Source organism: Parabacteroides sp. HGS0025 (genome assembly GCF_000969845.1).
GTDB classification, from domain to species: domain Bacteria; phylum Bacteroidota; class Bacteroidia; order Bacteroidales; family Tannerellaceae; genus Parabacteroides; species Parabacteroides gordonii.
Window position 1 is genome coordinate 2,832,611 of the sequence record NZ_KQ033902.1, and the last position, 25,409, is coordinate 2,858,019.

21 protein-coding genes and 1 riboswitch are annotated in these 25,409 nt (G+C 44.7%); of the genes, 8 read left to right on the forward strand and 13 right to left on the reverse strand.

The window, feature by feature from the left end:
• Positions 1-34 precede the first annotated feature (34 nt).
• Together HMPREF1212_RS11100 and HMPREF1212_RS11105 are read left to right on the forward strand one after the other, a co-directional pair.
• Positions 35-1,678, forward strand: a complete 1,644-nt coding sequence (locus HMPREF1212_RS11100; protein WP_046149395.1) for a PAS domain-containing sensor histidine kinase — start codon at positions 35-37, stop codon at positions 1,676-1,678.
• 82 nt (positions 1,679-1,760) lie between these two features.
• Positions 1,761-2,996 carry a BamA/TamA family outer membrane protein gene (locus HMPREF1212_RS11105; RefSeq protein ID WP_046149396.1) on the forward strand — a complete coding sequence of 412 codons (1,236 nt, stop codon included), beginning with the start codon at positions 1,761-1,763 and terminating at the stop codon, positions 2,994-2,996.
• A 247-nt stretch (positions 2,997-3,243) separates the two neighbouring features.
• Here the strand turns inward: HMPREF1212_RS11105 and HMPREF1212_RS11110 are convergent, their stop codons facing one another.
• Entirely contained in the window at positions 3,244-5,796 is a 2,553-nt protein-coding gene (locus HMPREF1212_RS11110; RefSeq protein ID WP_046149397.1) for a DUF5686 and carboxypeptidase-like regulatory domain-containing protein, read from the reverse strand.
• A 132-nt stretch (positions 5,797-5,928) separates the two neighbouring features.
• On the reverse strand, positions 5,929-6,477 hold the full coding sequence (locus HMPREF1212_RS11115; RefSeq protein ID WP_046149398.1) for an AAA family ATPase: 549 nt from the start codon (positions 6,475-6,477) through the stop codon (positions 5,929-5,931).
• Between the two features lie 171 nt (positions 6,478-6,648).
• Positions 6,649-6,745: riboswitch (TPP riboswitch) on the forward strand.
• A 22-nt stretch (positions 6,746-6,767) separates the two neighbouring features.
• Here HMPREF1212_RS11115 and thiD point away from each other — a divergent pair.
• The 4 genes from thiD to thiC are packed head-to-tail and all read left to right on the forward strand — an operon-like array spanning position 6,768 to position 10,622.
• Complete coding sequence (gene thiD / locus HMPREF1212_RS11120) at positions 6,768-7,616, forward strand: bifunctional hydroxymethylpyrimidine kinase/phosphomethylpyrimidine kinase (RefSeq protein WP_046150348.1); 849 nt, start codon at positions 6,768-6,770, stop codon at positions 7,614-7,616.
• Positions 7,613-8,209, forward strand: coding sequence for a thiamine phosphate synthase (locus HMPREF1212_RS11125; protein WP_046149399.1), 597 nt, complete (start codon positions 7,613-7,615; stop codon positions 8,207-8,209). Before thiD ends, HMPREF1212_RS11125 begins: the two co-directional genes overlap by 4 nt.
• Positions 8,200-8,904 (forward strand): thiamine phosphate synthase, encoded by a 705-nt coding sequence (locus HMPREF1212_RS11130; RefSeq protein WP_046149400.1) that lies wholly within the window; start codon positions 8,200-8,202, stop codon positions 8,902-8,904. Before HMPREF1212_RS11125 ends, HMPREF1212_RS11130 begins: the two co-directional genes overlap by 10 nt.
• Positions 8,905-8,915: 11 nt before the next feature.
• A complete protein-coding gene (gene thiC / locus HMPREF1212_RS11135) occupies positions 8,916-10,622 on the forward strand; it encodes a phosphomethylpyrimidine synthase ThiC (protein ID WP_028729346.1) in 1,707 nt (568 codons plus the stop codon).
• A 7-nt stretch (positions 10,623-10,629) separates the two neighbouring features.
• Here the strand turns inward: thiC and HMPREF1212_RS11140 are convergent, their stop codons facing one another.
• The 10 genes from HMPREF1212_RS11140 to HMPREF1212_RS11185 form a co-directional block, all read right to left on the reverse strand.
• Complete coding sequence (locus HMPREF1212_RS11140) at positions 10,630-11,484, reverse strand: patatin-like phospholipase family protein (protein WP_046149401.1); 855 nt, start codon at positions 11,482-11,484, stop codon at positions 10,630-10,632.
• Positions 11,485-11,572: 88 nt separating this feature from the next.
• The gene (locus HMPREF1212_RS11145) at positions 11,573-12,571 is read right to left on the reverse strand and encodes a 2-hydroxyacid dehydrogenase (protein WP_028729348.1); all 999 of its coding nucleotides are present in this window, start codon (positions 12,569-12,571) and stop codon (positions 11,573-11,575) included.
• 333 nt (positions 12,572-12,904) lie between these two features.
• Positions 12,905-13,105, reverse strand: a complete 201-nt coding sequence (locus tag HMPREF1212_RS11150) for a DUF6722 family protein (RefSeq protein ID WP_046149402.1) — start codon at positions 13,103-13,105, stop codon at positions 12,905-12,907.
• Positions 13,106-13,185: 80 nt separating this feature from the next.
• Positions 13,186-14,364 (reverse strand): sensor histidine kinase, encoded by a 1,179-nt coding sequence (locus HMPREF1212_RS11155; protein ID WP_046149403.1) that lies wholly within the window; start codon positions 14,362-14,364, stop codon positions 13,186-13,188.
• Complete coding sequence (locus tag HMPREF1212_RS11160) at positions 14,361-15,038, reverse strand: response regulator transcription factor (RefSeq protein WP_028729351.1); 678 nt, start codon at positions 15,036-15,038, stop codon at positions 14,361-14,363. Before HMPREF1212_RS11160 ends, HMPREF1212_RS11155 begins: the two co-directional genes overlap by 4 nt.
• Before the next feature lie 42 nt (positions 15,039-15,080).
• The gene (locus HMPREF1212_RS11165; RefSeq protein WP_028729352.1) at positions 15,081-18,206 is read right to left on the reverse strand and encodes an efflux RND transporter permease subunit; all 3,126 of its coding nucleotides are present in this window, start codon (positions 18,204-18,206) and stop codon (positions 15,081-15,083) included.
• Between the two features lie 7 nt (positions 18,207-18,213).
• A complete protein-coding gene (locus HMPREF1212_RS11170) occupies positions 18,214-19,302 on the reverse strand; it encodes an efflux RND transporter periplasmic adaptor subunit (protein ID WP_028729353.1) in 1,089 nt (362 codons plus the stop codon).
• A gap of 19 nt (positions 19,303-19,321) precedes the next feature.
• Positions 19,322-20,590 (reverse strand): TolC family protein, encoded by a 1,269-nt coding sequence (locus HMPREF1212_RS11175; protein WP_046149404.1) that lies wholly within the window; start codon positions 20,588-20,590, stop codon positions 19,322-19,324.
• A 104-nt stretch (positions 20,591-20,694) separates the two neighbouring features.
• Positions 20,695-21,159, reverse strand: a complete 465-nt coding sequence (locus HMPREF1212_RS11180) for a septal ring lytic transglycosylase RlpA family protein (protein WP_046149405.1) — start codon at positions 21,157-21,159, stop codon at positions 20,695-20,697.
• A gap of 25 nt (positions 21,160-21,184) precedes the next feature.
• Positions 21,185-22,558, reverse strand: coding sequence for a cytochrome c peroxidase (locus HMPREF1212_RS11185; RefSeq protein ID WP_046149406.1), 1,374 nt, complete (start codon positions 22,556-22,558; stop codon positions 21,185-21,187).
• 239 nt (positions 22,559-22,797) lie between these two features.
• Between HMPREF1212_RS11185 and HMPREF1212_RS11190 the strand changes: the two genes are divergently transcribed.
• Together HMPREF1212_RS11190 and HMPREF1212_RS11195 are read left to right on the forward strand one after the other, a co-directional pair.
• Positions 22,798-23,397, forward strand: coding sequence for a LemA family protein (locus tag HMPREF1212_RS11190; protein WP_046149407.1), 600 nt, complete (start codon positions 22,798-22,800; stop codon positions 23,395-23,397).
• 21 nt (positions 23,398-23,418) lie between these two features.
• On the forward strand, positions 23,419-24,408 hold the full coding sequence (locus tag HMPREF1212_RS11195; protein WP_046149408.1) for a TPM domain-containing protein: 990 nt from the start codon (positions 23,419-23,421) through the stop codon (positions 24,406-24,408).
• 511 nt (positions 24,409-24,919) lie between these two features.
• On the opposite strand, the gene HMPREF1212_RS11200 is transcribed toward HMPREF1212_RS11195, so the two are convergent.
• Positions 24,920-25,408, reverse strand: a complete 489-nt coding sequence (locus HMPREF1212_RS11200; protein WP_028729359.1) for an NADH-quinone oxidoreductase subunit NuoE family protein — start codon at positions 25,406-25,408, stop codon at positions 24,920-24,922.
• Between the last annotated feature and the right edge of the window lies 1 nt (position 25,409).

The window sequence follows — 25,409 nt, forward strand, 5'->3', positions numbered from 1 at the left end:
ATGAAATTATAAAGGGTAGAATAATAAAATCGTTATGGGAATACTCATTGTGACAGATCTTTTTCTCTTGATGTTTGCTCCGGAAATAAGCGTTTATATTTCGGTCCTTCTAGTCTTATTCATTATAATAATCTTACTATTATCTACAAATCGCAGGCTTACTCGTGAGAACAAAGCGTATAAAGTCCGATTGTCGGAAGAACAGGAAACCGGCAAGGAACATCCTTTCAGCCTGGATATCCTGGATAATCTTCCTTTTCCCGTTTTTGTAAAGAATATAGATGATAATTATAAATATACCTATTGGAATAAAGAAGCAGAGATACAATCCGGTACCAGGCGCGAAGAGGTTCTTGGAATTTCCGATATCGAACTCTACGGTGCCGAACGGGGCATGAAATATCGCAAAATAGATGAAGAACTAATCAGTAAAGGAGAGAATTACAGGGCAGAAGAAGAATATACAACTCCCGACGGAGTATCACATAATACCATAGTAAGTAAATCGATCGTCTCCCACGGAGGAAATCGTTGGCTCCTGGTTGTCCGCTGGGATATTACACAAATGAAGGAATATGAGAAGAAACTTCTCCAGGCTAAAGAGGAATTGGAAGAAGCAGCCAAAACCCAGAATATGGTACTCAGCAGCATAAACTTCGGATTGATCTATACGGATAAAAATTATAAGGTACAATGGGAATCAACAGCCAATCTGAAAGGGATTGCCAAAGGGCGGCAATATACTCCCGGGAAAATCTGTTATGAAACTGTTTTTGGACGTAAGGAGCCTTGCCCGCGCTGTGCTTTAAGCGAGGCTATAACTAAAAAAGAAGCTGTCCGTCATGAATTTACAGAAGAAGACACAACCGTTGAAATCAGTGCCATTCCTATTTTTGACGATACCGAAACCAATATTCTGGGCGGATTAATGAAGATAGAAGATATCTCCGACAAGAAAAGGATCGAGCATCTGATGTATGAAGTCAAAAAGGCGGATGAAGCCAATCGCTTGAAGTCTGCGTTCCTGGCTAATATGAGCCATGAGATCCGTACTCCTTTGAATGCAATCGTCGGTTTCTCCAATTTACTGATAGAGGCAGAAGATCCGGCAGAGAAACAGGAGTTTATTCATATTATATCAGCTAATAACGAGCTTTTGCTTCAGTTGATCAATGATATTATCGATATGGCAAAGATCGAGTCCGGCTCGCTGGACTTCCTATATACCCAAACTGATGTCAATGAACTGATGGAAGATATTTGCAGTCAGATGAAACTTAAAAACAAATCGGATGCAATCAACATTTCTTTCGATCAGAAACTCCCCCATTGCGTGATCGAAACAGATCCGTACCGTTTAATGCAGGTAATAACCAACTTCTTTACCAATGCGCTAAAGTTTACAGAGAAAGGTTCTATTTCATTCGGTTATACTTTGGATGAGCTTGCCGGAGAAATCCGTTTCTATGTAAAAGACACTGGAATAGGCATACCTGAGGATAAACAAAAACAAATCTTCGATCGCTTTGTAAAGTTAAACACCTTTGCACAAGGTACAGGCCTGGGCCTTCCTATCTGTGCAATGATCGCAGAAAAATTCGGAGGAAGTATTGGCGTAGAGTCCTGTGTAGGAGAAGGTTCCCTGTTCTGGTTGAAAATTCCTGTGCAGAAACCTTAAAAATTCCAAAGGCTGCAAACCCAAAAGGCTGTTTATGTGTTTTCTTTTTCATACTTTTGCAACCTAAAACACAAAACAGTCGATGTTTAAACATGTAATAGTTTTCGCAGGAGTTATCCTGCTTGTTTCTGCTTTGCCTGGGAAGGCACAGAATACAGTGCCATCCGATACTGTCCCTAAAGAGGTTGTTATTATTGATGGACAGCAGTTGAATGAGAAACAGTTGAAGCGTTATCATAAACAGTTACGCAAAGATTCTATCCGTGCACAAAAGAGAATATGGTGGTCTGTCCTGGGAGGGCCTTCTTATACGCCAGAAGCGTCCCTGGGCGTTGGTGGTGCAGTGCTGGCCAGTTTCAGACTGAATAAGAATGATACCATTTCGCAACGCTCCTTTCTGCCGGCAGGTATAAATCTTTCATTGAACGGGACAATCGTCGTGGCGGGTGCCGGTACTTTCTTCTTCAATCAGAACAAATTCCGCATTTATGCCAGTTACGGATACAGGAACGAACCTGCTCACTATTACGGTAAAGGGTATGAGACGATCGAGCATGTCGACAGAAGCGACTCCACGACCCGTTATCACCGAAGTTACTTCCAGTTGTATCCTCGCTTTGTCTGGGAAATTCGTCCTCACTTCTATTTAGGAGGACTATTCGACATCAACTACACCAAAGCTTCGGATATTAACCCAGTGATGGATAAAGATCCTTATTTCAATGAATTCAAACTAAAATATCTGAATGTAGGCCTCGGAGGTTTGATACAGTACGACACGAGAGACGATGTGGCAACTCCGACAAAAGGGGTATTGTTAAGCGGAAACTTCAAAGCTTTCGGAAAATATTTCGGAGGAGCATACAATTACGAAATACTGGAACTAGAATACCGTCACTTTGCAAATGTCTTTCGCCCGCGAAGTACGCTGGCTTGGATAGCAAAGAGCCAGATCGGCATGGGGGATGTTCCTTATTCCGAATTACCTTCATTCGGCTCCCCTTTCGACCTGCGCGGATATTACTGGGGCAAATACAGGGATAAATCGATGGCCTATGGCATCCTTGAATACCGTCATATGTTCGGTTCCCCGGCAAAATACAGAAGCGGAAACTTTTGGGCTAAATGTGGTTTTGTTGCCTGGCTGGGAACCGGAACGATCGGAAATACACCGTTCGATTGGAATAAATGGAAGCTAAACTTCGGCGCAGGATTACGTGTACAAATGCAACCGGGTAAGAACTTCAGGCTGGATATAGGAAAAGAGCCGGGACTCGACGGAGTACAGGTTTATATGAATATGACGGAAGCATTCTAATTAACTTTTTTGCTTTAGCGTTTGCCTTCATTGATCTCTTAAGAGTTTCACCTATTTCGTATGCTTGAAACAAGTGTTTCACCTAGAAGAAACAGTTGTTCCATCATAGTGAAACACTTGTTTCTTCTAGGTGAAACTTTTTCAGGATAAGCACTCAAAATATCCTAGAAGCAATCATTACATAAAAAAGATCCGTTGTCATTAACTTGGAAGTATTGACAACGGATCTTTTTTTATTTGTCTTTATTTAGAACGATAGCTTCATCGAGAAGCGTATACCTTTACGCTGTATATTCGGGTTATCACGGTAAGTCAGACGCCAGACATAATCGAGGCGAAGGAACTTAAAGATATTCTCTATACCGACTCCGGCTTCCATATAAGGAGTATTACCTAACGTATATGAACCTTCCGGGAACAGATACAGATCTTTACCCCCATAATACGGATTGTTCTTATCAGTCAGATTTCCCCACATTCCACGGAATGACAATACTTCTCTCCATTTCAGTTTCTTTACCAAAGGAAGACGGTTCAGAATAAGCCCGTTCATAAAGTATGTCACATCCCATGATGCATATTCATCACTGATAAACTCCATCGCATTCATATTGGTATATGACTCGGGCTGGATCGTATAGGATAAGTTTGCATTCGGCAGGATCAGCAACGGATAAGGCACCTTATCCCATACTTTACCCGCTTTACCGATAATATCAAGATATCCGAAAGCAGAGAACCAGAAACGTTTCTGAATACCGATATCCGTACGGTTATAAGTATAATCAGCCCCCAGCACCCCTTTTCTTGCAGTGATATGGCTCAATGTAATTACCGGAGCATCGAAAGTGATCGGATACCGGTAGTTACGGGTCTGATAGAATTTCTCATTCGGAGCAAAGCGGAACTTAAACTCCATTTCTGTCATCGAATACGATTTGATCGGTGTGATACGACCGTCTTCCTCTATTCTGTCGAACACGGCATAATCAGTCGAGTATTCTTTCTTATTACGGAGAGTCACGCCATAAGCGATCCCGTTATAATGTTCCCGGTAATATGCCAGCTCTGCATTTCTCAGATAAGTGGCACGGGTGTCTCTCTGACGTTTCCAGGCAAGGAAGATGTTATCCTTGTTGGTGTACATATACTGCTGTCCCAACTGATTGATATCGTAAGTATATTGTAACCGGAGAGAATTAACCGGAAACTCCTTCCGATATTCCTTTTTATCATTAAAGGAATACTCCACTAATGCATCATACTTCAGTTTTCTGTCAGTCGTTCCGTATGCAGCATATCCTTCAAGGAAAAGACGCTTGCTGAATGCCGTAGTAGTAGTTCCACCCACACGGAAACGGGCACCTTCAATAGCATTACCACTGATAAAGGTATTGGCTGGCCCAAACTCAAACTTATTCTTTACCGGATCGGTACTCGTACCGACATAGCCTGAAGTAAGGATAGTGATAACTTTCTCTGTCACATAAAAGACAGGGACGGCACGCAGTTTAGCCATCAGCTTCTCGACTGTGTTCTGTTTTCGTGTGCCGGCTTCTTCCGGACGGTTGAGATCCCAGAAATCATCCGGTTGCTTATAAGCATTCTGCAAAGTAATCACCGGAGCGCTTTCTTTGAATATATCATCTTTTTCAGGTGGAAGAAACGAATGGTCGCTATAAATATTCAACCTTCGGGCATACATACCTTTCGACTTCTCCGTTAGTTTGAAGTCTACATTTATATCGTCTTTGGTGATAATACGCGTACCGTCTTCCGTTCGCTTGAATGTCTGTTCGATGGTCATTCCGCTGACAAAGTTCAGGTTGATGTTCTTCGGAACATTCAAAATAGCTTTCTGCACAAAGAAAGTGGAGTCGAGTGTAACGAACAGGTGTCCGGTAAAGCCGAAGCCTTCGGATACGAACGGAACAAATCCCAGGTCAACACATTGTTGCCCGTTTACCTGGACTGTATCGAGCAGATAATATTTGTAGAAGTTTGGCCCCATCGTAGAGAGCGGACTTACAAAACGTTGCAGGAAGAGAGGTATATCGTTCTTGAAGATATCTACTTCCCGGAATACTTCTCCCAGGAACTGTTGCATACCGTCGCGTGAAAAGATCTCATCCACACCGGCTGCCTTTGCTCCCAGCACGACTCTTTTCTCCACTTTCGGGTCTTTACGGTAAAATACACCTTCTACCTTTTCCTTCTCAGATACCGGAAGGATTGTCTTACCGACATCCAGCGTATCGATATAATCGATAAGGAAGTCGAACTTACCTCCTTTGCCGTTCTCCTTTTTAGGCTTCGGGTGATAATCGTTCATGGCAAATACCATCTTTTCATACTGACTGTAGCTGAAGTAATCATGATTGCGCGGGTTATTACTTTCGCGTTTATCGATCATATTCTTCACGAAAGTAACAGCCGGATTATCTTTCTTGCTGTATTTCTCTTTTGTCGGCCTGATGAATACTTCATTAAGAAGTATACTGGAAGGAGCCAGAGCCACTTTGAAATAGTTCTTCTTCCCGACGGCTACTTTAAACTCTTTTTCTTCGTATCCGAGGTAGGATACGGATAAGGTACGGGCATTAGAAGATGTAGTCAATGTGAATTTACCATCATCATCAGTTGTTGCCCCTATCGTTGTACCTTTAAGTATAACCGAAACATACGGTAACGATTCTCCTGTAATTGAGTCCGTTACAACTCCATTTATTATAGTGTTCTGACCTTTTGAAGCAAAAGCTATTATTACAAATGTCAGAATAAAAACAATCTTTTTCCCCATCACTTTTTATTAACTCTCTCGTTAAGACTCCGCAAAATTATAACAGATTATTCTTTCTTAATGTTCCAAATTGCACCGAATATATTCCAATTGACAACAAATCTCATTAAAAAGACTTTCTGTATAGAATAATTAAAACAATCTTATACTATCAATAACAAAATCTCTTCTTTCCGTTACCGGAACTTTAGGTATTTCTATTAATGTATAACCTGCTTTTTCGTAAACCTCTTTCATTACATAATAAGTATCTATCGCTTCATTAAACAATTGTTTTCGTTCTTTATCCGTACAATATATATCTTCCCAAGGGGGCAGTATAAATACTTGTTTGCTATATCTGTATTTAGCTACTGCTTGTTCTATATTCTCCTTGTCCGGCAACCCGATCAGCGCAGCATAGGCCAACGTATCGGGGATTCCTCTGTCGAAGAATAATATACCATCATTTCCGGCATTAGCCAGATACGAGTCAATGGAACGTTCCAGCATCAATTCAGTATACAATGCCGTATCTTTCCACGGAAGGGCTTCTCCGCCTTGTTGCATCTGCTCTTTTATGATTTCGCGTGCAACCTCTTCTACCGCTTTAAATCCCGACCTTTCGAGTTCTTCAATTAGTGATGTTTTACCTGTGCCTGGTCCACCCGTAATAACATACAAACCTGTTTGTTTCAGCATGATTTGTCTATTTAATTATTATGGCAAATTGGAAACTACAACCCGGAAGAAAAGCAATATTAAACCCGGATTGCATGGACAAATATAAGGGTTTATTTCGTTATGGCTATAAAATCTCTCTTAAATTTAACAATTCACTTTTGTTTTCTCCTACCAATCTTGTTACCTTTGTACACGAAAAGGGGGTGCCATACTGTAAACGGGCTGAGATTATACCCTGTGAACCTGATGCGGGTAATGCCGCCGTAGGAAAGACAGATAAAGGCTTTTCCCTCCTTTTGCGTGTAATAATGAAAACAGATACAATGTATCGCTATCCGGTAGCACTTACAATTGCCGGTTCAGACAGTGGCGGTGGAGCCGGTATACAAGCAGATATTAAAACATTTTCTGCATTAGGGGTTTATGGCGCTTCCGTCATAACATCGGTTACTGCCCAGAACACACAGGGAGTCAGAGGTATTCAGGCCATTTCTCCTGAGATACTGAAAGGACAACTGGATGCTGTCTTTGAAGATATAACGATCGATGCCGTAAAGATCGGCATGTTACATAATAAGACAGCAGCAGAGATTGTAGTAAACACGATAGATACCTATTCCCCTTCCTATATAGTATTAGATCCGGTCATGATCTCGACCAGCGGCAATAAGCTGTTGCAGGATGATGCCATAGACATTATTGTACGCGAACTCTTCAAACGTACTACGTTGGTAACGCCCAATATAGATGAAGCGGAATTCCTTTCAGAGATGAAGATCACTTCAGAAAAAGAGATGGGACAGGCCGCCGATAAATTACTGGCAATGGGATGCCGTGCCATCCTGATGAAAGGCGGTCATCTGAAGGGAGATAAAATGACCGATATCTTATACACGGAAGATAGGCCTCCTCTCCGACTTTCGGCAGAAACGATTGAAACAGCGAACGGTCATGGAACCGGTTGTACATTATCTTCTGCTATCGCGGCTTACCTGGCACTGGGAAACAACTTGCCACAGGCTGTAAAATCAGCTAAGGACTATATTACAAAAGCTATTCTTGCCGGAAAGGATGTGAAAACCGGTCATGGACACGGACCCTTGAACCATTTCTTCTCCCCGGTGCCTTTGATTAAATTAGAAATGAAGGAGCAATGAAACTGATCGTTATAACCACCCCTTATTTCTTTGAAGGCGAAAGCCGGATAATATCCCGGCTCTTCCGGGAAGGAATGGAGAGATTGCATCTACGCAAGCCACAAAGCAATATGGATGAATTGCGTATGCTATTGGATGCAATACCGTCAGAATACCATTCCCGTATCGTCCTGCACGATCATTTCGAACTGGCCATAGAATTCCAACTGGCCGGTATCCATCTGAACAGCAGGAATCATACGAGACCGGAAGGATTTAAAGGAAGCATCAGTCGCTCTTGTCATTCTTTAGAGGAAGTACAGGGAAACAGTGAACTGGATTATGTTTTCCTTAGCCCTGTCTTCCAGAGTATATCAAAAGAAGGTTACGGTAGCGGATTTCCGATGGAGGTTTTACATAAAGCGTCTTCTGATGGTATTATCAATCAAAAAGTGATAGCTCTTGGTGGTATGGACAACACAACTATACCCTTGATAGAACTACTCAACTTCGGAGGTGTTGCAGTGCTCGGAGCCTTATGGGGTGATAATCCTTCAGAAAAAGAAACAGGCTCTATTATTGAACGATACAAACAATTAAATATATGGCGATAGATTTCAAATTACATGAACAGGATAAGAAAGGATGTTTCATCCCCCGCGAAAAAGGTGAACGCCTGATGTTCATTACTCACCGTACGTCCAAATATACAGAGTATGAGGAAGTGAAAATGGTTTTAGACGGAGGGTGTTCGTGGGTTCAGCTTCGTATGAAAGATAATATGAATATCTTCACTGCCCGGGAGATATCACAATTAATCTGTGCCCATGAAACGAAATGTACTTATTGCATCAACGATAATATACAAATTGCATTGCGATGCGGTGCAACTGCTGTTCATCTGGGAAAAGAAGATATTACAGTAGCCGAAGCCTGGAAGAAAGCAGACGAATTGCTTTATCCGGACGAGAATTTTTATATCGGAGCTACGGCCAACACGTTTGAAGACATTAGCCGGGCTATCAAACAAGGAGCTTCCTATATCGGATTGGGCCCGTTCCGCCACACGGAGACAAAAAAGAAACTAAGTCCTGTCCTCGGATTGGAAGGATATCAAAAAATAATACAACAATGTAAGGATGCCGGCTATAATATACCGATATTTGCAATCGGAGGTATTTGCCTGGAAGATGTCGGGGCGCTGATGCAAACCGGTATAACAGGTATCGCTGTCTCCGGAGCAATTATCAATGCGGATGATCCTGTGGAAGAGACACGCCGCTTTATTAACGAAATAAATAAATATTAAAATATACATCAATGGCAAACAAGAAGAACACGATGCGTATAACCTATCCGTCATCGGAGAAAATATATGTACCGGGAGAGATCAATAAGATCAAGGTGGGAATGCGCAAGATCAAATTGCTGGATACGGTTACTGTTGAAGAGAACGGTGAAAAGACCTTTAAGAAAAACAATCCGGTGATTGTTTACGATACGAGTGGCCCTTTTTCCGATCCGAAGATAAATATCGACATAACAGCCGGTATTCCACGTATCCGCGAAGAATGGTGCAGCAAACGCAAGGATATCGAACAGTTAAGCCAACTGTCGTCGGAATATGGCCGTAGCCGTTTGGAAGACAAAAGCTTGGATAAAATACGTTTCCCGAAACATTATCTGCCTTACCGGGCAAAGGAAGGCAAAAATATCACCCAGATGTACTATGCCAAACGCCGTATCATCACCCCGGAAATGGAATATGTAGCTATCCGTGAGAACCAGCAGATCGAAGCATTGGGATTGAAATCATATATCACTCCCGACTTTGTCCGCAAGGAAATTGCAGCCGGCCGTGCTATTATTCCGGCTAACGTTAATCATCCGGAAGCCGAACCGATGATTATCGGGAAAAAGTTTCTGGTAAAGATCAATACCAATATCGGTAACTCCGCTTTGTCGTCAGGTATCAGTGAAGAGATAGAAAAAGCGGTTTGGAGTTGCAAATGGGGGGGTGATACTTTGATGGATCTTTCTACCGGCGATAACATCCATGAAACCCGTGAGTGGATCATCCGTAACTGTCCGGTTCCAATGGGTACTGTTCCTATTTACCAGGCTTTAGAAAAAGTAAATGGGGATGTAGAAGCGCTTAACTGGGAAGTCTATCGCGATACACTGATCGAACAAGCCGAACAGGGAGTCGACTATTTTACGATCCATGCAGGATTATTGAAAAAACATATCGAGCTGACTGCTACCCGTTTATCCGGTATCGTTTCACGCGGAGGTTCGATTATGGCCAAATGGATGCAGATACATGACCAGGAAAACTTCCTGTATACCCACTTTGCCGAGATATGTGATATCTTGAGCCGCTATGACGTGGCAGTATCTATCGGCGACGGTCTTCGTCCCGGTTCTATCTATGATGCAAACGATGCGGCACAATTTGCCGAATTACATGCAATGGGAGACTTGACAAAGATTGCCTGGGAGAAATTCGTTCAGGTTATTATAGAAGGCCCCGGCCATGTTCCCATGAATAAGATCCATGAGAATATGAAAGAACAACAATATGCCTGCCACGGAGCACCTTTCTACACATTAGGCCCGCTCACTACGGATATCGCTCCCGGCTATGACCATATTACCTCTGCAATCGGTGCGGCACAGATTGCCTGGCATGGAACAGCCATGATCTGTTATGTCACGCCTAAAGAACATTTGGGACTGCCTAACAAAGAAGACGTGCGTAACGGAGTTGTCGCCTATAAGATTGCTGCTCATGCTGCCGACCTGGCCAAAGGACATCCCGGAGCCCAGGTTCGTGATAATGCCTTGAGTAAGGCGCGTTTCGACTTCCGTTGGAAAGACCAGTTCAACCTGTCGCTCGACCCGGAACGTGCTTTGCAGTATTATAAAGAAAGTGCTGTTACTGACGGTGAATACTGTACGATGTGTGGCCCAAACTTCTGTGCTATGCGTTTGAGCAAAGACTTACACAAAGAATGTAAGGAATAATGATATATTAGCGGGCGGCCGTAATGGCTGCCCCTACTAAACGCTCTGCCAGCGCATATCCTTCCTCATACAGGGCTTCCAGTTTCTCCGTATTACTTTCCGTGCGTCCTACCTCTATCTTATTTTCCGGACGGATCACGAATACTTTCCCTTCCGCTTCCAGCTGATCGATGTAATCGAGTACTTCATTATATCGCTTGTATCTTACTTTAAGCTGTTCGCGTATAGCCGGATATTGTTTATAGATAAAGCCGGGAAGATAAAAGTCTTTGTCTTTTTTGCGGTATCCTTTATTACGGGTCAGGATAACGACGTTTTTATGGAAACCATCATCAATGGCACGCTGGATAGGTATGGCATCACAAACACCGCCGTCCACCATCGGAATACCGTCCACATACGCCACTGGGCATAATACAGGCAACGAACAGGAAGCGCAACAGATATCTACCAGGCGATTTTTATCTTTCTTTTCTTCAAAATATTCCGCTTTCCCGGTCAGACAGTTACTGGTGACCATCACAAAACGGTCTTTCGACTTGAAATAGGTATCGAAGTCGAGCGGATAATCCTGTTCCGGATAAGTATAGAACAGATATTTCATATCGATATACCCTCTTCCACTCAGGAAATGACGCAAGCCGATATAGTTGTACTTCTTCAACAGATCTATATTGCTGTAACGCGAACGTCCCCGTTGCCGGGAAGCGTACGAAATGCCATTACTGGCTCCTGCCGATACGCCGATCGTATAGGGAAACCAGATATTATGATCCATAAAATAGTCCAATACACCGACCGTGAAGATGGCACGCATCCCCCCGCCTTCCAATACAAGTCCTGTCTGATTATCTACTACCATAATTCATTCATTTAAAAAGCCATTGCTCGGTTCACACCGGACAATGGCCACAAAAATATAATAAATCAGCGATAAAAAAATAGTCTGTTTATAGAATAACTTCGTTCACTAACGGACGATTCAGACGGAAGTCTTCGATATTCTGTAAGGTCGTTTCTGCAATATTTTGCATGGCTTCTTTGGTAAAGAAGGCCTGATGCGAAGTGACGATCACATTATTAAACGACAGCAGGCGTGCCAGTACGTCATCGTCAATAATTTTGTCGGATTTATCCTCGTAGAAATAATCACCTTCCTCTTCGTACACATCCAGTCCGGCTGCCGAAATCTTCTTTTCTTTCAGCCCTTCTATCAGTGCATTGGTATGGATCAGTTGTCCACGACCGGTGTTAATGATCATCACACCGTCTTTCATTTTATCGATCGAACTGTCGTTGATGAGATAACGGGTTTCTTCCGTCAACGGACAATGCAGCGAAATAATATCCGATTCGCGGTACAATTCGTCGAGTGTCGTATAAGTGATTCCTTCTTCTTCGGCAAATTTATGATCCGGGAAGACGTCATAAGCTAGGATGCGCATACCAAAACCTTTCAGTATTTTGATCAATATCTTTGCGATCTTTCCTGTTCCGATTATACCAATCGTCTTACCGTGCATATCGAACCCCATCAGGCCGTTTAATGAGAAGTTACCGTCGCGGGTACGCCAGTAGGCCCGATGTATCTTGCGATTTAACGAAAGCATTAATGCCAGTGAATACTCGGCCACTGCATAGGGCGAATAAGCCGGGACACGTACAACCGGAAGCTTATCTTTTGCTGCTGCCAGGTCTACATTATTAAAACCGGCGCATCGTAATGCCAGAAGCTTGACATCGTTCTCGACCAATGCGTTTATAACCGTTGCATCGGCTGTATCATTGACGAAGATACAAACAGCATCGGCATCCTGAGTCAGAACGACATTATTGGGATTAAGATGCCCTTTGTAATACCGGATATCATAATTATACTTTTCGTTTACTTTATCGAAAGAAGCTATATCGTACGGTTTAGCTCCAAAAAATGCGATCTTATATGACATATTATTTGTTTTTTATTAAAACAGATTAAATGTACCGAATGTTGAAAAGACAGTCACAATTATAAATAAAAGCACTACTTTTCTACAATGTAATCATAGGTAAATTGCAGATCGATGATTACCGAAGAAGCGGAAGGAGTACGTCCCGAAGATCTGAAAATAACAGGCCCCGCTAAGTATTATTTAGCAGGGCCCGATGAAATTATTCGTTAGAATTTTGTTTCTCTTTTTCCCGTTTCTTTTCTTCCAGTTTGCGATCCCTTATATCTACCCACTTGACAAAAGATAACACGGTTACAATTATAACCGAAAGGATCATATATACATAGATATTCATGACTTTACCTCCTTCTTTTTAGAACTATCAATCAAAACAAATCCAATCATTATTAATAAAAATGAGAAGAATACTCCTAAACTATAGATAACCCATTTATTAATAGGTTCATTTACAATACCACTGAGAATAATTCCTCCAAATACCAATTTAGCAATATCAAGGAAAAACTCTCCTGCATTTTCTTTTACACTCATAGTAACCGGGTTTTAGTTGTTAAATACTGCGTCAAAGATAGAGATTATTTCCCAACAAACAAATAATAAGGTATCTATTATTATCCAAAGTCTATAGTTACTTTTGTACCTTTATTTACCTCGGAATCGATGTCTACTTTAGCACCATATGTAGATAGAATGCGCAGGGATAAACTCAGTCCTATCCCATGTCCGGCAAACTCGCGGGTGTTGGTGGCACGGTAGAAAGGCTGGTAAACACGCTTCAGTTCCTCCGGTGGAATACCTATTCCCGTATCTTTGATTTCGAGGACGGAACCACGCAGACGCATTTCAACCGGTTCTTCTCCGGAGTATTTGCAGGCATTATTCAGGATATTGCCTATTGCCATCTTCAATAGATGCGGATTTGCATTCAGGCAAAAAGCGAAAGTATCGGTAGTAAACCGGATGCGGTTACCGACAAATTGCATCAGGAAGTCGGCCAACATGATCGTTTCAGTCGCATTCTTTAGTATCTCCTTATCGCCGTGGGACAGGAAAAGAAGATGCTTCATCAGCTGGATGATGCGTTTGGTTTCGGATGCGATACGTTTTAATGCAGCCTGGTATTCGGCAGGTGTACGCTCCTTCAGCAGGCTGATCTCACATTCTCCCTGTATGGCCGTAAGCGGATTGTTCAACTCATGCGAAGCGTTGCTGATAAATGCCTTTTCACTCTGGTAGGCAGCATCGATACGGTCTACCATGCGGGTAGCATATAGCTTGCCGACAAAATAGATCAGGACGGCACTTATAACGATCAAAGCCAGCAATAGCCAGCCGATATGCTGCTGGATATCACCGCCATACTGGTTATTGGATATCACCAGGACGATAAAGTTGCCTTCATTATCCGGATAGTAAAGGGCAGCCCCCATCTTCTCCTTTTCGTGGAAAGTGATCACTTCGCCGGAATAAAGGCGGGCAATCTCTTTCTCCGTCATATAGATCGATAATGTAGTGCGCGTTTCGGCAATACTATCGGCATTCAGCAGTATCTCGGTCGCTACCGGCAACGTATCTTCATACCGTTTTTGTATGCGGGCATAACTTTCCTCGTCTACTTCATCCTTTTCCCAATGCTTCTCTGCGGTGGCATAAGCCTTTTCCGTCAGATAAGAATAATACAGGCGGCTGATATAATTGGTGGCGATGAAATAGAAAGCAACCGTGACGATGGCAATGACGCCGACCGTTATTGCCGTATAAAAGAATGCGATCTTGTTTCCTGTCTTCATGCTTCCATCATATAGCCGACACCGACAACGGTACGGATCAGTTTATGGTCGAAATCCTTGTCTATTTTACTTCGGAGATAATTTACGTAGACATCCACGACATTCGTATTCGTATCGAAGTCCTTATCCCAGACATGCTTCAACAAGGTCAGACGATTCAAGGCTGTTCCCTGGTTCAGGATAAAGTATTCCAGCAGGCGATATTCTTTTACGGTCAGGTCGATCGCCGTATTTCCACGTATTGCCCGGTGTCCGTTCGGATCGAGACTCAGATCGCCGCATTGCAGGGTACTTGTACCTGCATCCGTTCCCGACCGGCGTAAAAGAGCTTTTATGCGGGCTTCCAGTTCCTGGAAACTGAAGGGCTTGACCAGATAATCGTCGGCCCCGGCATCCAGGCCGTTAACGATATCGTCGGTCGTCCCCAGAGCTGTTAGCATGATGACCGGCGACTGATATCCATACAATTGGCGATACTGGCGGCACAGCTGCAAGCCGTTCATCTTGGGCATGATAATATCCAAGATCAGGAATTGGAAATTCTCATTCCGCAGTAACTCCCAGGCCGCCATGCCATCGTAGGCAACGCTGACCTCATGCCCGAACTCCTGTAAGCCCCGCTCTATGAATGAGGCGATATTCACTTCATCTTCTACCAATAAAATCTTAGCCATCTGATCTTTTATTACTTATTCTTTCGTCTGCAAATATACTATTTACAATCTACGTTGTAATAACTTTCCGTCTTTATCATACAGCATCCGGCTGTAAAAAGCTTCTACCATCAGCGGGAAGACAAAGAGGGTAAAGAAAGTAGCCCCTATCAGTCCTCCAATGATCACAATGGCAAGCGGACGCTGACTTTCGGAACCTATACCGTGACTGAGCGCTGCCGGCATCAGTCCGATTGCTGCCATTGAAGCCGTCATCAATACGGAACGCACCCGGTCTTTCACACTTAGTTTGACGGCATCCGGCAAAGGCGTTCGTGCCTTCAGGTTCCCTTTGATGTCGGAGATCATGATAACCCCGTTCTGGATACAGATACCGAACAGAGCGATGAAACCGATTCCGGCCGAAATAGAGAAGTTGAAGCGGGTAATTAAAAGGGCGATGATCCCTCCTACCGCTGCATAAGGCACATTCAATAACACCAGCCCTGCATCGCGGGCATTGCCGAACAGCACGAACAGGATCACGAAAATAATGGCGATACTGACGGGAACGACCTGTGCCAGCCGTTTGGTGGCACGTTGTTGGTTCTCGAAGTCTCCCGTCCATTTCAACGTATAGCCGTCGGGGAGTTTTACCTGTTTGTTCACTTTCTGCTGGGCTTCGGCTACCGCCGTTCCCATATCGCGTCCACGGACAGAGAACTTCACGGCACAGAAACGGGCATGATTGTCACGGTAGATGATCAGCGGGCCGGTGATTGTATGGATATCAGCCAGTTCCTTGATGGGAACCATTGTGCCGTCGCGGGCAGGGACAAGTATCTTTCCGATCTCGTTCTCGCTCCGGCGGAAAGAGGATTCGTAGCGAACCATGATATTGAACTTCCGTTCATCTTCATAAAGCAGGGAAGCACTCTTACCGCCTATCGCCATCTCGATAATCGACTGCACATCTTCCTTGGCCACACCGTAACGGGCCAGGCGCGACTCATCGAGTTCGATACGCAACTCCGGTTGTCCGATATTACGGATCACCCCGAGGTCTTCGATGCCTTCAACGGTTTGCAGGACTTTGTAGACTTCCACTGCTTTCTTCTCCGACTCATACAGGTCTTTACCGAATACCTTCACGGCAATAGAACCCTTTACGCCGCTGGCCGCTTCCTCCACATTATCGGTAATAGGTTGGGAGAAGTTGAAGTCGACGCCCGGATAGATTGCCAGGTTGTCTTCCATCTTCTCTATTAATTGGGCTTTGGTGAGTTTACTTTCCCATTTCTTTTCGGGATAGATGTCTACATGAAATTCGATGTTGTAGAAGCCGGTAGCATCCGTACCGTCGTTAGGGCGTCCCGTTTGCGAAAGAACCTGGCGCACTTCCGGATAAGAAGCCAGTTCACGACGCATCTGGTTGGCCAGTTTGACGGACTCATCGAGCGAGATACTTTGCGGCAAGGTGGCACGGATATAGATCGAACCTTCGTTCAGCTGGGGAAGAAACTCTGTACCCAACAGCGTAAAGCTCCACAAGCCGACAGCAGCCACCAGGGAAGCAATGCCGATCGTCGCTTTCTTGTGGGCATGGCAACGGTCAAATATAGAAACGGATACCCGATTTACCCACGACAGGAACGGGTTATGTTTTTCACGCACATTCTTTTTCAACAGCATCGACGAGAGCACAGGCACCAGCGTCAACGTAAATATCAAAGCCCCCAGCAAAGCAAATCCTAGCGTATAAGCCAGCGGACTGAACATCTTCCCTTCTACTTTTTGGAAAGCGAAGATGGGAACTAAAGCCGTAATAATAATCAATTTGGAGAAGAATACCGCTTTTGCCCGGTCTTTTGCCGTATGGCGGATCAATCCCATTTTGCTCATCACGTTGAATGCCGGCATACCGACCTCGCGCGCTTTTTTGTCGAGTGCCACAAAGAGACCTTCCACCATTACGACCGCCCCGTCGATAATAATACCGAAGTCGATCGCCCCCATCGAAAGCAGGTTGGCACTCATGCCCATGGCCCGCAGGCAGATAAAGGCAAAGAGCAGCGCCAACGGGATGATAATGGATACGATCACCGTTGTACGCCAGTCTGCCATAAAAATCAACACAATGAAAGTCACAAGTAAAATACCTTCGATAAGGTTATGCGTTACGGTACGTACGGCAAGATCTACCAGGTCTTCACGGTCATAGAAAGCGACGATCTTCACGTCTTCCGGCAGGGCGTTTTCCTGTATATCGGCTATCTTATCTTTTAATGCCGCGATCACCTCGCCGGGGTTCTCCCCTTTCCGCATGACTACGATTCCCTGCACAACATCGTCTTCATCCATCCGGCCTACCTGACCCAGACGCGGCAGACTCGACTCGTGTACGCTTGCCAGATGTTTCACCAGGATAGGCGTACCGTTAATGTTCTTCACGACAATGTTCTCGATCTCTTTCGTATCGTTGATCAGGCCGATACCACGAACAACGTAGGCCTGCGAACTCTTGGTGATCACGTCGCCCCCTACATTAATATTACTCTTGGCAATAGCGTCGTAAAGCTCCAGTGTTGTTACGTTATAATTAATCAGTTGGTTCGGATTGACACTCACTTCAAAGGTCTTTACTTCACCGCCAAAGCTCACGATATCCGCCACTCCGGGAACGGCACGCAGCTTCCTTTCGATCACCCAATCCTGGAATGTCTTCAACTCACGGACGGAACGCTTATCGCTTCGCAAGGTATAACGGAATATCTCACCCGTAGGGCCGTACTGAGGTTGAACTTCCGGTGTAACACCTTCCGGTAAGTCGGCGTCATTCAACAGGTTATATACTTGTTGGCGGGCGTAGAAATCGTCGGCATCATCATCAAACATCACATTGATCACCGAGAGCCCGAACAGTGTGGTACTACGGATATCCGTCTTTTTTTGTACCGGGTTCATGGCTATCTCGATGGGGATGGTAATAAACTTCTCTATCTCTTCTGCACTGCGTCCCGGCCATTGGGTTATGATCGTTACCTTGGTATTAGTCACGTCGGGAAAGGCGTCGACAGGGGTATGGATAAAGCTGACGGCACCGGCGATAATGGCAATAACGGTGCAGAAGAAGATAAAGAATTTATTCTTCAGCGAGAAGGCTATTATGTTATCTATGAATTTATGCATGGTTCGGTTACTTTAAAGCGTTATAAACCAGAAGTGCGTTCTTGTCGATGATACGGTCGCCCTCTTTCAGCCCGGATTGCAGGTAGCAGTTCTTCTCTGTCTGCTTGAACACGGTCACTTCGCAGGCATGCAGTTCATTATTTGCGTCGATACATACGACATAATGGCGGCCGTTCTCGAAGATGACGGCGCGGGAATTTACACAGGGCATCACCTCCCCTTCCTGGTTGTTTTGTACATAGACGTTGGTAAACATAGCAGGTTTAAGCATATAGTCGTCGTTCTTCAGTTTGACGCGTACGCTCATGGTCTTACTTTCGTCGTTCAGGATGTTATATACTTTGTCTATCGTTCCGGTAAACTCCTTGTCCCTGTATGCCAGCGTGGTGATACGTACCGGAGCTCCTTCGCGTACCTTACTGATATCGCTTTCGTACACATCGGCCATCACCCACACATTGTCCAGACCGGAGATCGTGAACAACTCCTCCGTTTGGTCAGAACGTATCTGCATGTTACGGCTTACATTCTTCTCTATCACAAAACCGGATACAGGCGCTTTTATCTCATACACTGAATTGCCAGAGATATGATAGATGGAATAAACCTCTTCGATCCGTTTTTGCTCGGCACGCGCATTGCTCACTTCCTGTTCCGCCTGAAGCACATCACGCTCGGACGACATGCCGCTACGGAACATATCCTTTACGGCTTCCAGGTTACGGTTTGCCAGGATCGATTGCTGTTCAGCCTCTTTGCGTTGCTTTTCGTAATCGGCCACCTCGCTGCTGCGGATCACGGCGAGTATATCGCCCTTCTTCACATAGTCGCCTACTTCCACATTCACAGCAGATACATTTCCACCGAAGATAGGATACACATTTGCCACTTGTTCGGGGTTGAAGCTGACACGGCCGTTCAGGATCAGTTCGTTGTTGAGAGGGATCTCATGCACGGTTTCGACAGATACGACTTTCTGTAGGCTGTCGGTCAACATAAGGGGGGCCGTGCCGGCTTCTTCCCCGGTAGTCTTACTGCCACAGGCAACAAGAAGGGGTAGTAAAAGTGCTAATGCTATACAATTCTTATTCTTCATATTTATATCTTGTTATCCGTTAATAGTTGAATACATCGCTACCTGTTACAGTGTTGATATCTTCCATGGCAAGGAATACATCCTTCTGTGTCTGATAAAGTTGCAGGCAGGTTTCTTTATAAGCCTGATAATAATCGATGAATTCGAGCAGGCTGATATTACGTTTACTGTAATTGCTGTTCACTCCGTCGATGATCTTTTCAAAATCACGTTCCAGTTCGTAGTTGGATGTATTATAGAGCTTGACGGCCTTCTCCAGACGTGCATAACTGGTGAAAAGTTCGTTCTCCGCCTGCTTACGCGCCAACTCTTCCCTGTTCGTGTTTTGCAGGACGGAAAGGCGGGCAGATTTGATATTTCCCTGGTTACGGTTGAATATCGGGACAGAGACACTCAAACCGATAGCGAAGTAGTTGTCGCAGAAATTACCTGCCCGGTCGTAAGCTCCTTTCAGGCTGACTTCAGGAAAGGCAAGCGACTTTTGCAAACTTACATTGGCACGGGAAACCTGTATATTGGTGCGTGCCATCTTTATATCAGGACGTTCGGCCAGGCGGTTGTTCAGTTCGATAAAAGGAATAGAGGCAATATCCACCTGCTTCAATACCGCTTCGTCGAAAACAGGCTCGAACACTTCGGTTGCATTCAGTCCCAATAATAACTTCATATCGCCCTGCAGGGAAATGACCCGGTTGGAAGTCTCGTTCCTCTCCTGTTGCAGCGATAAAAGAAGCGCCTGTATTCTCGACTTCTCCAACAATGATATATTTCCTTTCTCATTCTGCTCTTTCATTACTCCGAGCAGCCGTTGCAGGTAGTCGATCTCTTTATCGTATACGGAAAGAGACTTCTCTGTGTAGTAGAGTTCGATGAACTTGGTGTTAAGTTCGCTTCGTAGGGTTCGAAGCACTTCTTCAAACTGATAGACAGCCATTTCCTTATTCAGCTTTTCTACACGGACACGTTTATTGCGCTGTCCGGCAATATAGATAAGCTGTTCGACCTCGACAACCGCTTCCCCCTCGCGTCCCATATCGAAATATTTGCCGTTCAGGCGGTTGTAGACATTCTGTTCAAGTGAGATAACAGGGTTCTCGAAGAGGCGTGCCTGGATGACTTCGGCTTCGGCCATGTCGATGTTATAACGTTCGGCAATCAGTTCCAAGTTGCAGGTAGAAAAACGCTGTCCGGCTTCCTGTAAATTAAGTTTTACTAGTTGGTTTTCAGCACCGGAGGTAAAGGTAAATACCTGTAAAAGAAGTGATAAGAGAATGACTCGTTTGTCCATTTGCTTCTGTTTTTTGGAAGCAAAGGTATAAGCAGGCCGTGTTTTGGCCTTATGTAATCGATTAGAATACTCTTAAATGAAATTAGATTTTGATTAGAAGCCCTTTAGCGTCTTATTTTCATGCGGTAAGGTGGCGTAGGCTGCAAATGGTCGGTGTCGAGGTAAGCCGGACATTTGGGATAGATCAGATCCAGGTAACGAAGATCGATTGCACAAGGCACCTCTTCCAGGCGGACACGGGCTATTCCTTTCTTCTTAAATCCCAGTAATTTAGCTGCACTGGCAGATACATCGATAATCCTTCCTTTACGGTGCGGGCCGCGATCGGTGACACAAACGATCACAGACTTCATATTATCCAGATTGGTGATACGCAGGAAAGTACCGAAAGGATACGTACGATGGGCGGCAACCAGTTCGTTTTTGTCATGAATGCGTCCACTGGATGATTTACGGCCATGAAAACGCTCATGATAATAAGAAGCAAGCCCTTCCTCCTGCCCCCACGCTCCCCCTATGCTTTGCAAAGCAATAAACAGGAGAGCGATATGGATCAGACGAAAGGGCATGTGCAAATATAATAACTAATTTGTATTATTGAAGCAACTTCCCGTCATATTCGCCGGTCAGCGTATTCAGGAAGGCAACGATCTTAGCTGTTTCAGCATCCGAAATATGTTTTCCGATCTGGAATTCATGCATTACCTGGATAGCATCTTCAATCGTAGTGATCGAACCGTCGTGCATGTACGGAGGTGTCAGCATGACGTTACGCAAAGTCGGTGTTTTGAACTTATGACGATCAGCTTCGTTCTTCGTTACAGACCAACGTCCGTTATCACCATCCGTCAGGCCGGTACCGCGGTAATCGAAGTAATTATCCTTGATACCCATATATTCGTACGACTGTCCGCCGAGGTTCATACCTACGTGGCAAGTGGCACATTTGTTGTCTTTAAACAACTGGTAACCTTCCAGTTCTTCAGCTGTAAGAGCGTTCTTGTCACCTCTCAGGTAGTTATCGAAACGGCTCGGAGTAAGCAATGTCTTTTCGAATTCAGCGATTGCTTCGGTAACAGTCGATTCTGTGAAACCTTCCGGGAATACTTCAAGGAAACGTTTGCTCAGTTCTTTATCGTCAGCCAGCTTGGCACAGATCTCATCGAATGAATGGCTACCCATTTCAACCGGATTCAATGGAGGGCCGGCTGCTTGTTCTTTCAGGTCGGCAGCACGTCCGTCCCAGAACTGCACGAAGTTAAGTGCGGCATTGTAGACAGTCGGTGCATTTACTCCACCGAATTGTCCGTCGATACCTTCTGAATATTGTTTGCGGTCTACTCCGCCAGTATTCAGACCGTGACAAGTAGCACAAGAGATTGTGTTATCACCCGATAAACGGGTATCGTGATACAAGTCGAATCCTAAAGCCACCTTAGCCGGATCGGTCGGGATGGAAGCCATCAGCGGTTGAACCGGTTCGTTGGCAAACTCTTCAGCTACAGTAGGCGATACATACTTGTTTTTACGGGCTTCTTTAGCCCAGGAGATAATAACCGCTTTTTCATCGTCATTCAGGTTTGTACCCCAATGCATGGTGTAATACTTGGCAGGAGGCATTGAGCCGCTGAGTGCCGTGTTCTCCACTTTAGCCAGATCCACTTCGGTAACAGGCTGTCCGTTGTCGAGGGCAGTCATCATAGCGGTAAGATCCAGATAATGCGTTCCTTCTTTCATATCCGCCTGTACAACCGGGCCGATGATCGGAAGTTTACCGTAAAAAGGAATGTTTGCGGTGGCTGAGTGACATTCCAGACATCCGTTGTTGCGAATGATAGATGCTACCTGTTTTGCCTTATCACCTTCATGTTTCTTGTAGTCGTTAGACGAGCAAGAAGGCAATGTTAAAGCTAACGTAAGTAGCCCGACAGGAAATACTGCCATCTTCGTAAGACTAGTGTTGCGCATAATTATTGGTTGATTAAGTTATAATTAGCACAAATGTAGATATATTTTATTAAGATATATTTACGAAAGCGATAAGTTTTATTTATCGGGAGATAGGCAGAGTCTATAAAGGTAAGCACAAATAGGTTTAGATATGAAAGATTCGAACTAATCCTCAATTCTATAAAACCAAACTTTATACTATCCTGTTTTTTATATAGCTTTGCAGAACTATGTATAACAATTAAAGCAAAAAGAAAATGTTTAAGAACAAAGCTTTGTGGATTACACTTGCCATTGTCGTGGTACTTCTATTTGCCGGTTACTCCTGGGTGAAAGGCACATACAACACAATGGTTACGCAGGATGAAGGAGTAAAAACTGCCTGGAGTCAGGTGGAGAACCAGTACCAGCGCCGTATGGATTTGATACCAAACCTGGTAAATACAGTAAAAGGATACGCTACACACGAAAAAGAAACACTGGAAGGTGTAGTGAGTGCCCGCGCTGAAGCAACCAAGACAACGATCGATCCTTCCAACCTGAATGAAGAATCGATGAAGAAGTTCCAGGCCGCACAGGGCGAACTGAGCAGTGCCCTCTCCCGCCTGATGCTCGTAATTGAACGTTATCCGGACTTGAAGGCCAACCAGAACTTCTCCGAATTGCAGGCGCAACTGGAAGGTACCGAAAACCGTATCTCTGTGGAACGTAAACGTTTCAATGAAACAGCACAATCCTATAATACATATATCCGTAGCTTCCCGACCAACGTATTGGCCGGAATGTTCGGTTTCCAGCCTAAAGCCTATTTCAGTGCGGAAAGCGGTGCGGAGAAAGCTCCAAAGGTTGAATTTTAATCCGATAAGTTCAGATAACAAATGAAAAATCTGAATAAAATACCGGTAGGACGGCATCTGTTGGCTCTCCTGCTTACGGGTTTGTTGCTGGTGTCTCTTTTCCCGTTACATCTTTCTGCTGCAACGGATTATACGGTCGAGACAATACCCAACGTACGCCTCTCCGACCGGTATAATCATGTGAGCAACCCGGACGGGATCATCCAGCCGCAGGATGTAGACCGTATCAACCGCCTTTTGCAGATTGTAGAAGACAGCTTGGGAATAGAAGTAGCCGTTGTCGCTGTGGAAAGTATCGGTGATAACGACGCCCGCATGTTTGCCACCGACCTGTTCCAACACTGGGGACTGGGAAAGAAAGGGAAAGATAACGGCCTGTTAATACAGCTTGTCACCGAACCTACCCAACGCTCCGTCGTTTTCGAGACAGGTTACGGCTTGGAAGGTGTACTTCCGGATGCCATCACCTACCGCCTGCAACAGAAATACATGATCCCCGACCTGAAAGCCGGCGATTATAGTACCGGTATGCTGAAAGGCGTTGCCGCCGTAAAGGAATACCTGATGGCCAGCGACTATGAGCGTGCCGCCATGACAGGCCAACGCAATCGGCAGGCAGAAGGTGACGATATGTTTCTGTGGTTATTCCTGATAATGATCGTAGTATTTCCTGCCGGGATCTTTATCCTGGTCTCTTTCCTGAAATACCGCCCCCGTATTTGTCCCCGTTGCGGACAGAAAACGTTGGTATATGTAGGCCAGCAAGTCATACAGCGTGCTACCTACAATTCGGAAGGGCTGGCTGAAGACACTTACAGATGCAAGAATTGTGGTTATACCGAAAAGAAGAACCGTAATATCAGTCGACTGAGACGCAGTACCGGCCCTGTCATTATTGGCGGCGGCGGACGAGGTGGCGGTTTCGGGGGCTTCGGGGGAGGCTTTGGCGGTGGCGGAGGTTCCTGGGGAGGAGGCCGCTCAGGTGGTGGCGGTTCTATCAGCCGCTTCTAACCGGTTGGTCACTAATAACTAACAGGCAAGTCTGGACTAACTAATTTAAAGGATAGGACTTATTATTGCCAGGGTGTACAGGATAATCGATTAGAGTGTACACCATACTAAGCCAGCCTGTACACCTTGTTGAATTACGGTGTACAGGCTGGCTTTTCTTTGTTACTACTTTTAAATTAGTTTCTATACATCTTTGAGATAAAAAGTAAAGGGAAACAAGCTAGTTGTTAACGGCTTGCTTCCCTTTACTATAATATGAGCTTATATTCTTCTCTACACAAATGTTTTTCAAAGTTATCTGCCATCTGCCACCTTTAGCCGTATATAACAGATAATAAACGAATTAAGGTATTGCAGATACTTGCTTTTATCTGCAACGCAATCTGTCATCTGCCACAGCATGAAGGCGGAAATGAACCCGCCGAAAGAAGTGCCTTCATATCGTTATGCCATAATATTCAAAACCCAAGAAGCTCATATGAACCCATGAAGGCACTTTTGCAAAAAACTTTTATTCTTCCCGGATATAATATTCCGACAAGATATCCCGCACCTTTTCGGGGGTAATTCTTCCGTACACCTTTCCTCCGATCGTTACAACGGGCGCCAGTCCACAGGCACCCACACAACGCAGACAGTCGAGGGAGAATAATCCGTCGGGGGTTGTCTCCCCTATTTTTATTTCCAGCTGGCGTTGGAATTCATCCAATACTTTTTCAGCTCCCCGCACATAGCAGGCCGTTCCCAGACAGACGGAAATAGGATATTTTCCTTTCGGAGTCATGGTAAAGAAGGAATAAAAGGTAACGACACCATACACCCGCGATACGGGAATATGTAGTTCGGCCGCTACCATTTCCTGCACTTCGCGGGGAAGATAACCGAATATTTCCTGTGCGGCGTGCAGGATATTGATCAGTTCGCCGGGATCATTGTCATGCTCTTTGCATACGGCATGAAGTTCCTTTACTTTAGGTTGGGGCAAATGTATCTTTTCCATG

What these genes read in the sequence shown, in the direction of transcription:
- HMPREF1212_RS11100 (WP_046149395.1), top strand. Translation starts at nt 35, where the DNA reads ATGGGAATACTCATTGTGACAGATCTTTTTCTCTTGATGTTTGCTCCG.
- HMPREF1212_RS11105 (WP_046149396.1), top strand. Translation starts at nt 1,761, where the DNA reads ATGTTTAAACATGTAATAGTTTTCGCAGGAGTTATCCTGCTTGTTTCT.
- HMPREF1212_RS11110 (WP_046149397.1), bottom strand. Translation starts at nt 5,796, where the DNA reads ATGGGGAAAAAGATTGTTTTTATTCTGACATTTGTAATAATAGCTTTT.
- HMPREF1212_RS11115 (WP_046149398.1), bottom strand. Translation starts at nt 6,477, where the DNA reads ATGCTGAAACAAACAGGTTTGTATGTTATTACGGGTGGACCAGGCACA.
- thiD (WP_046150348.1), top strand. Translation starts at nt 6,768, where the DNA reads ATGAAAACAGATACAATGTATCGCTATCCGGTAGCACTTACAATTGCC.
- HMPREF1212_RS11125 (WP_046149399.1), top strand. Translation starts at nt 7,613, where the DNA reads ATGAAACTGATCGTTATAACCACCCCTTATTTCTTTGAAGGCGAAAGC.
- HMPREF1212_RS11130 (WP_046149400.1), top strand. Translation starts at nt 8,200, where the DNA reads ATGGCGATAGATTTCAAATTACATGAACAGGATAAGAAAGGATGTTTC.
- thiC (WP_028729346.1), top strand. Translation starts at nt 8,916, where the DNA reads ATGGCAAACAAGAAGAACACGATGCGTATAACCTATCCGTCATCGGAG.
- HMPREF1212_RS11140 (WP_046149401.1), bottom strand. Translation starts at nt 11,484, where the DNA reads ATGGTAGTAGATAATCAGACAGGACTTGTATTGGAAGGCGGGGGGATG.
- HMPREF1212_RS11145 (WP_028729348.1), bottom strand. Translation starts at nt 12,571, where the DNA reads ATGTCATATAAGATCGCATTTTTTGGAGCTAAACCGTACGATATAGCT.
- HMPREF1212_RS11150 (WP_046149402.1), bottom strand. Translation starts at nt 13,105, where the DNA reads ATGAGTGTAAAAGAAAATGCAGGAGAGTTTTTCCTTGATATTGCTAAA.
- HMPREF1212_RS11155 (WP_046149403.1), bottom strand. Translation starts at nt 14,364, where the DNA reads ATGAAGACAGGAAACAAGATCGCATTCTTTTATACGGCAATAACGGTC.
- HMPREF1212_RS11160 (WP_028729351.1), bottom strand. Translation starts at nt 15,038, where the DNA reads ATGGCTAAGATTTTATTGGTAGAAGATGAAGTGAATATCGCCTCATTC.
- HMPREF1212_RS11165 (WP_028729352.1), bottom strand. Translation starts at nt 18,206, where the DNA reads ATGCATAAATTCATAGATAACATAATAGCCTTCTCGCTGAAGAATAAA.
- HMPREF1212_RS11170 (WP_028729353.1), bottom strand. Translation starts at nt 19,302, where the DNA reads ATGAAGAATAAGAATTGTATAGCATTAGCACTTTTACTACCCCTTCTT.
- HMPREF1212_RS11175 (WP_046149404.1), bottom strand. Translation starts at nt 20,590, where the DNA reads ATGGACAAACGAGTCATTCTCTTATCACTTCTTTTACAGGTATTTACC.
- HMPREF1212_RS11180 (WP_046149405.1), bottom strand. Translation starts at nt 21,159, where the DNA reads ATGCCCTTTCGTCTGATCCATATCGCTCTCCTGTTTATTGCTTTGCAA.
- HMPREF1212_RS11185 (WP_046149406.1), bottom strand. Translation starts at nt 22,558, where the DNA reads ATGCGCAACACTAGTCTTACGAAGATGGCAGTATTTCCTGTCGGGCTA.
- HMPREF1212_RS11190 (WP_046149407.1), top strand. Translation starts at nt 22,798, where the DNA reads ATGTTTAAGAACAAAGCTTTGTGGATTACACTTGCCATTGTCGTGGTA.
- HMPREF1212_RS11195 (WP_046149408.1), top strand. Translation starts at nt 23,419, where the DNA reads ATGAAAAATCTGAATAAAATACCGGTAGGACGGCATCTGTTGGCTCTC.
- HMPREF1212_RS11200 (WP_028729359.1), bottom strand. Translation starts at nt 25,408, where the DNA reads ATGGAAAAGATACATTTGCCCCAACCTAAAGTAAAGGAACTTCATGCC.